The 7,127-nt window shown below is 36.5% G+C and carries 5 protein-coding genes; 4 read left to right on the plus strand and 1 reads right to left on the minus strand.

Annotation, left to right across the window (positions count from 1 at the left end; all coding sequences use genetic code 11):
• The first annotated feature begins 64 nt into the window (after positions 1 to 64).
• The 4 genes from J2X17_RS18610 (at position 65) to J2X17_RS18625 (ending at position 4,667) form a co-directional block, all read left to right on the plus strand.
• Positions 65 to 1,201, plus strand: a complete 1,137-nt coding sequence (locus tag J2X17_RS18610) for an aminotransferase class I/II-fold pyridoxal phosphate-dependent enzyme (protein ID WP_310301522.1) — start codon at positions 65 to 67, stop codon at positions 1,199 to 1,201.
• A gap of 88 nt (positions 1,202 to 1,289) precedes the next feature.
• Entirely contained in the window at positions 1,290 to 1,907 is a 618-nt protein-coding gene (gene bioD, locus J2X17_RS18615) for a dethiobiotin synthase (protein WP_310301524.1), read from the plus strand.
• 132 nt (positions 1,908 to 2,039) lie between these two features.
• Entirely contained in the window at positions 2,040 to 3,311 is a 1,272-nt protein-coding gene (bioA, locus tag J2X17_RS18620; RefSeq protein ID WP_310301526.1) for an adenosylmethionine--8-amino-7-oxononanoate transaminase, read from the plus strand.
• A gap of 189 nt (positions 3,312 to 3,500) precedes the next feature.
• Positions 3,501 to 4,667, plus strand: a complete 1,167-nt coding sequence (locus tag J2X17_RS18625) for a beta-ketoacyl synthase N-terminal-like domain-containing protein (RefSeq protein ID WP_310301528.1) — start codon at positions 3,501 to 3,503, stop codon at positions 4,665 to 4,667.
• Positions 4,668 to 4,745: 78 nt separating this feature from the next.
• On the opposite strand, the gene J2X17_RS18630 is transcribed toward J2X17_RS18625, so the two are convergent.
• A partial coding sequence (locus J2X17_RS18630) for a T9SS sorting signal type C domain-containing protein (RefSeq protein WP_310301530.1) occupies positions 4,746 to 7,127 on the minus strand: 2,382 nt, incomplete at its 5' end.

A 7,127-nucleotide genomic window follows, 5' to 3' on the forward strand; every position in this document is an offset into this window, starting at 1 on the left:
AACGGCGGATTTGATATTACCCGCCGTTTATTTAATTTGAGTTCAATTTCATAACTTTGCTTTTATGAAATTACCTGAAAATCTTATTCAAAAGCTTGAAACACGAAAGCAAAATAATGCGTTAAGACAATTGCCAAGTTTTAATAATCTTGTCGATTTTTCTTCTAATGATTATATTGGGTTTTCCAAATCTGAATCGGTTTTTAAACTGGCACATCATTATTTAATTGAAAATGAAATTATTCAAAACGGGGCAACAGGTTCACGACTAATTTCAGGGAATCATGATACTTATCAAAATACAGAAACTTTTATTGCGCAATTTCATGATTCAGAATCGGCTTTAATTTTTAATTCGGGTTACGATGCCAATGTTGGGTTTTTTAGCGCTGTACCGCAGCGGAATGATGTTATTTTGTACGATGAACTAAGTCACGCTTCTATCCGTGACGGAATTACAATGTCGAACGCAAAATCGTATAAATTCAACCATAATGATTTTGAAGATTTAGAACATCTTATCTTAAAATTTCCTGACACAAATATTTACATTGTGACTGAAACGGTTTTTTCTATGGATGGAGACAGTCCAAATCTGGAAGAATTAGTGGTATTATCTGAAAAGTACAATTGCTTTTTAGTTGTTGATGAAGCGCATACTCTAGGTGTTTTTGGTGAAAAGGGCGAAGGTCTAACTCAATACTTAAACTTGCATAATAGAATTTTTGCCCGAATTATGACTTTTGGCAAAGGTTTGGGATGTCACGGAGCAGCTGTTCTGGGAAGTATTGAACTTAAAGAATATTTGGTAAATTTTGCACGAAGTTTTATTTATACGACGGGATTATCTCCACATTCAGTCGCGACAATTTTAGTAGCCTATCAGCAATTAGAAATTGAAAAAGAAACAATTGATAAGTTGCGTCAAAATATTATATTGTTCAATCAACAGAAAAATTTATTGGGTTTGAAGCCTATGTTTGTTCGAAGTAAATCAGCAATTCAATCGGCAATTGTTCCAGGAAATCAAAATGTAAAGCGAATAGCCCAACTATTACAGGACAGAGGTTTTGATGTAAAACCAATACTCTCGCCAACGGTTCCGGAGGGGCAGGAACGTCTGCGTTTTTGTATTCATAGCTATAATTCGGAAGAGGAAATTAATCAGGTTCTGCAACTTCTTAGAGATTTTGTGTTTTAAATGATGAGTTGTCAAACTGCCAATTGACAGGACTATTTTTCGGTTGTTGTTTTTATTGGTATTTTTGTTCTCCATTAAAACAAAAAAAATGAAATTATTCATTACAGGAATTTCAACTGATGTAGGTAAAACAGTGAGTTCTGCAATCGTGGTTGAAGCCTTAGAAGCTGATTATTGGAAGCCAATCCAGGCCGGAGATTTAGAAAATTCAGATAGTCATAAAGTAAAATCACACGTTTCAAATTCCAAATCTCAATTCTTCCCTAATAGTTATGCTTTAAATACGCCGGCAAGCCCGCATTTAGCTGCTGAAATTGATGGTATCACGATTAATTTATCTGAAATTAAAGAACCTAAAACCGATAATCATTTAGTAATTGAAGGTGCGGGAGGAATTTTTGTTCCGTTAAACGAAAAAAATACTATTATCGATTTGATTCAGTCAGATTATAAAGTAATTATAGTTTCCAGGCATTATCTCGGAAGTATCAATCATACATTACTAACTATTGAAGCGATTCGGAATCGTGGTTTTGAAGTGGCTGGAATTATATTCAGCGGAAGCGAAAATAAATCTACGGAAAGTTTAATTCTGAATAAAACAGGAATAAATTGTATCGGGAGGATTGATGAAGAACCTTATTTTGATCAAAATGTAATTCGGGAATACGCTGATTTGTTTAAAGATAATCTTCTTGGTTTGTAGTATATAGAGACAAGAAGCAAGAAGAAAGAGGATTGAACGATGAATTGACGGTAAGAAAATTGACTTTCTTATCTTTGCGGAAACCATAGCGGTGAGTCTTTGTTCTTGACTCTATAATCTATTCTCTAAAAAATGACATTAACAGAAAAAGACAGCCAATACCTTTGGCATCCTTATACCCAGCACAAAACTTCTCAAACGCCAATTGCAATTTCCCGAGGAGAAGGAGCGTTGCTTTGGGACGAAAACAATAAAGAATATATTGATGCAATAGCTTCCTGGTGGGTAAATCCGTTTGGGCACAGTAATAAATTTATTGCCGATGCGATATACAAACAATTAACCACTTTAGAACATGTTTTGTTTGGAGGTTTTACACATGAACCTGCTATAAAAGTTGCTGAAAAATTAATGGAGATTCTGCCAAAAAATCAGCAGAAAATCTTCTTTTCAGATAATGGTTCAACAGCTGTAGAAGTCGCAATAAAAGTCGCTTTGCAGTATTTTTTCAATAAAAATGAAAAAAGAACAACGATAATTGCTTTCGAAAATGCTTTTCACGGAGATACTTTTGCGGCAATGGCGGCTAGCGGAATTTCTTTTTATACTCAGGCTTTTCAGGGAATGTTTATTGATGTCGTTCGTATTCCGGTTCCGGTAAAAGGGCAGGAGCAGGAGAGTTTTGATGCTTTGAATAACGTAATTCAAAATCATAATTGCGCTGGATTTATTTTTGAGCCTTTGGTTCAGGGGGCGGCCGGAATGGTTATGTATGAACCCGAAGCATTAGCGAAATTGATTCAGATTTGTAATGAAAATAAGGTTTTAACAATTGCAGATGAAGTAATGACGGGCTTTGGAAAAACAGGAAAAACCTTCGCAATGGATTATGTTTCGGAAGTTCCGGATATGATCTGTTTGTCGAAAGCTTTAACTGGCGGAACAATTCCGATGGCAATTACAACTTTTACGCAAGAAGTTTTTGATGCTTTTTATGATGACGATATTAATAAAGCGTTATTTCACGGTCATACGTTTACCGCAAATCCGACAGGTTGTGCCGCTGCTTTGGCAAGTATCGATTTGTTGCAAACACCAGAAATGCAGGCTAATATTGAAAGAATAAATAAAAGTCATTTAAAATTTCAGCAGAAGATTGAAAATCATTCAAAAGTGATAACTGCCAGAACCTTGGGCGTTATTTTTGCTGTTGAAATCAAATCAGATTCGGAGGAAAGCTATTACGGTTCCATGCGAACAAAATTGTATAATTTCTTTATTGACAAAGGAGTTGTTTTACGTCCGGTTGGAAATATTGTATATATTTTACCTCCCTATATAATGAATGATGATCAACTTCAAAAAGTATATAAAACCATTGAAGAAGCCATTGAAATGGTTTAGTTTTTCCCCCACCATATAAGTGATATAAGTTAAGCAAGCATGCTTTTTGCTGTATTGACTTTTACTAGATAAACGCTTTGCGAACTTTGTAGGTAATTAATTCAGACCTTTTAGGAAACTTTTGCGACCTTTGCATGAACCTTGGCGCCCATTGCGGTTAAAAAACGCAACAGGCATAAAAACAATATTTTGAATACACAAAAAATCTCCATAACGGCTTTTTCATCCATTTCTCCTTTGGGAAATAATGCTGATGAAGTTTGGAAAAAATACCTCAATAATCAGCATTGCTTTTCAAAGCAAATGTTAGATAAGCAGGAAACTTCCGTGGCAGCACTTGAGTCTGAATCGAAACAAATTGTGGCTGAACTTAGAGAATCAGACAGTAAATATAAATTTTTAGATGATTCGGTTTTGTTTGCTTTAGCAGCTTCGCGTCAAGCAGTTCACCAAGCAGGTTGGAAATCAGATGCTGTTTTTGGAATAAATATTGGATCTTCACGAGGCGCAACAGATTTGTTTGAGAAACATTATAAAGAGTATCTGGATACCGGAAAAGCACAGACTTTGGCTTCTCCGACAACTACTTTAGGAAATATATCGTCCTGGATTGCGCACGATTTGCAAAGCGTGGGCCCGGAAATTTCACATTCTATCACCTGTTCAACTGCACTTCATGCCTTATTAAATGGAGTGGCATGGCTGAAATCGGGAATGGCAGATAAATTTTTGGTTGGAGGAAGTGAAGCTCCTTTGACGGATTTCACTATTGGTCAGATGCGTGCTTTGAAAATATATTCACGTATTAATCAGGCAGAAGATTCCTGGCCAAATCTCGCTTTTGATTTTGAGAAAACTCAAAACACGATGATATTGGGTGAGGGCGCGGCAGTTTGTTGTTTGGAAGCAGGAGAGAAAGAAAATGCTATCGCTTATATTACGGGAGTTGGTTATGCAACTGAAATTTTGGAGCATAATATTTCGATTTCTGCGGAAGCAAATTGTTTTCAGAAATCCATGAAAATGGCTTTAAAAGAGGAAAATTTAGAAGATATTGATGTTGTCGTCATGCATGCTCCGGGAACTATAAAAGGGGATTTAACGGAGTTAAGAGCTATCGAAAAAGTTTTCGGTTCTAAATTGCCTTTATTGACAACAAATAAATGGAAAATCGGGCATACTTTTGGAGCATCTGGAATATTAAGTTTGGAATTGGCTCTTTTAATGATGCGGCACGATAAGTTTATTGGAGTGCCATTTGGCGAAAAGCAAATTCAGGTTAAACCAATTAAAAAAGTACTAATTAATGCCGTTGGTTTTGGTGGTAATGCTGTGAGTATCCTGATTGAGAAATGATAATTAAAATTCATATAAAAAAGAAAAATCCATTCTGTTTTACGGAATGGATTTTTCTTTTTTTATTAAAGTTTATTATTAGAAAATAATTTTTCGGGTAGTTGAATATCCGTTTTCCAGAAGCACTTTTACTAATAATACCTGATCGGCAGCTTTTAGATTTGAGATTTCTAATTCAGTTGTTCCTACTTTCTTTTTGTCGTAAAGTACTTTTCCTGAAATATCAAAAATCGTAATGTCTTTTATTATCTCTTTAGAAGAAGTCGTTTTGATAACTTTATTTTTCACTGAAATTAAAAGTCCGTTTTCGACATTTTCAAAATCTCCTGTTCCAAGGGTTTTGTTAGTGTAACGCAGTACAAAACGATCGGTGAATGTTCCTATAGCTGTAGTAAAGGTGTAATTTGAAGCACGTAAATCAGTTATTTTTCCTGTTTTCTTATCTTCTAAATAAACTGCTTGGGTATCAAAGAATCCGTCAGCATGATCAATAGCGATTGTGAAATCTCCGGCAACTTTTGTTACGTATCCGAACGGAACCAAATCAGAATCATCAAAAGGCAACGCGCGCCCCTGAATAGTTAATTTTTTTGTATCATTTATACTGTAAAAATCAACATACGAATTTCCGCTCATTGTAGGTCCGTCGTAGTTAACATCCCAACTATTTGTAGCTCCATCTGCATAACCAAGTAAAACTTGTTTGAATGCACCTTGTTTATTGGTTAGATTCAGCCATATACGATTTAGATCTGGTGTTTTTGCATTTGTCGTTTTATAAAATTGAGTATTACCTGCTCCAACTCTCATGCCATTTGTAAATATAATTGGAATAGAAGTGGCAGAAGTTGCCTTTATGAAGAAAGCCTGACCTGCGGCAATAATTCCTGTTGGCGGATTTTGGAAATTTAATGATCCGGCACCTGAACCACCTAACTTAGTATAAGTTGCGTAATCTGCGCTGGCATAGGCATAGGTTCCGTTCCCCGTGCTAGTAGGATTAGACGTATGTGTCCAGAAATATAATGCGCCAGTATTGTTAGTTGAGATAAAGTTTCCGGCATCTAATCCTGAAGGATACGGGTTACCAAGTAAAATGAATTTATCAATTACAGGTGTAACAGGAATAGTACCATTATTCGGGATTCCAGTAAATTGAGCATTGTAGATTTTTGGTATATTGATATCAAAAGTCTGAGGAGCCCTTACGTTATAACCCATACCTGGTTCCATTACCTGAGTACCATAGTTATTATATACCCATCCACTTGATGGACTATAACTAAAAAATTTATCAACCAAAGTATCAGGCGACAAATCACTAAGCTTAAAAGTAGGAGCAGGAGTATTGGTTACAGGTGTTGACCAATAAGTATAGTCGTAACGGCGTACTGGTGTAGTATTTCGTTTGTAAATGATATTTCCTGTGTTTATAGAATTAGGATTAGTTTGCAATAAACTTGAATCGTCTTCAAATATTAGATTTCCACCGGCATTAACAGTTACCCCATTATTTACATCTAAAACATTTTGACTTTGAATGGTTAATAAACCACCATTATTTATCGTAATTGAATTGATTTTAATAAGTGCCGGTAAAGTTTCAGGTTGAAAAGGTACAGTTCCTGATATTACAACGCAATCTGTATTTGTAGGTATTCCTGAGGGGGACCAGTTTGCACCGTCCGCCCAAACGTTAGATAAACCAAGCCATGTTTTAGCATAAGAATTTACTGTTGTTCCAACTGACGCAGCACTTTGACAGCCTGCCGCGTTAGTTATCTGAACAGAATATATTCCTGAGGTACTTACTGTTATACTTTGTGTTGTTGCGCCATTCGACCACAAGTAAGTTGTTCCAGTGCTTGATGTTAATGTGACACTGTCTCCAGCACAGAAAGTTAATGGGCCTCCAGCTGAAATTGTTGGTGTTGTTGGAGTTGGGTTTACAGTAACTGTCAAATTAAACGCAGTTCCCGTACATCCGCCTGTAATCGGTGTAACGCTATATGTTGTTGACAAAGCAGCATTGGTCGAGTTTGTCAATGTTCCTGTTATGGATGCTCCGCTTCCTGCAACCCCTCCTGATAATCCTGTTACCACAGTTGGTGCAGTCCATGTATAAGTTGTTGTTGCAGGTACCACGCCATTAGTTGTATTTGCAGGAGCAGCCGTGAATAATGTTCCGCTGCATGCTGAAGTTGCCATGGCATTTATTGCAGGTTTTGGATTTACAGTAACTGTCAAATTAAACGCAGTTCCCGTACATCCGCCTGTAACCGGTGTAACGCTATATGTTGTTGACAAAGCAGCATTGGTCGAGTTTGTCAATGTTCCTGTTATGGTTGCTCCGCTTCCTGCAACGCCTCCTGATAATCCTGTTACCACAGTTGGTGCAGTCCATGTATAAGTTGTTGTTGCAGGTACCACGCCATTAGTTGTATTTGCAGGAGCAGCCGT

Origin of the sequence: Flavobacterium aquidurense, from assembly GCF_031458035.1 — a bacterium.
GTDB lineage: Bacteria > Bacteroidota > Bacteroidia > Flavobacteriales > Flavobacteriaceae > Flavobacterium > Flavobacterium aquidurense_C.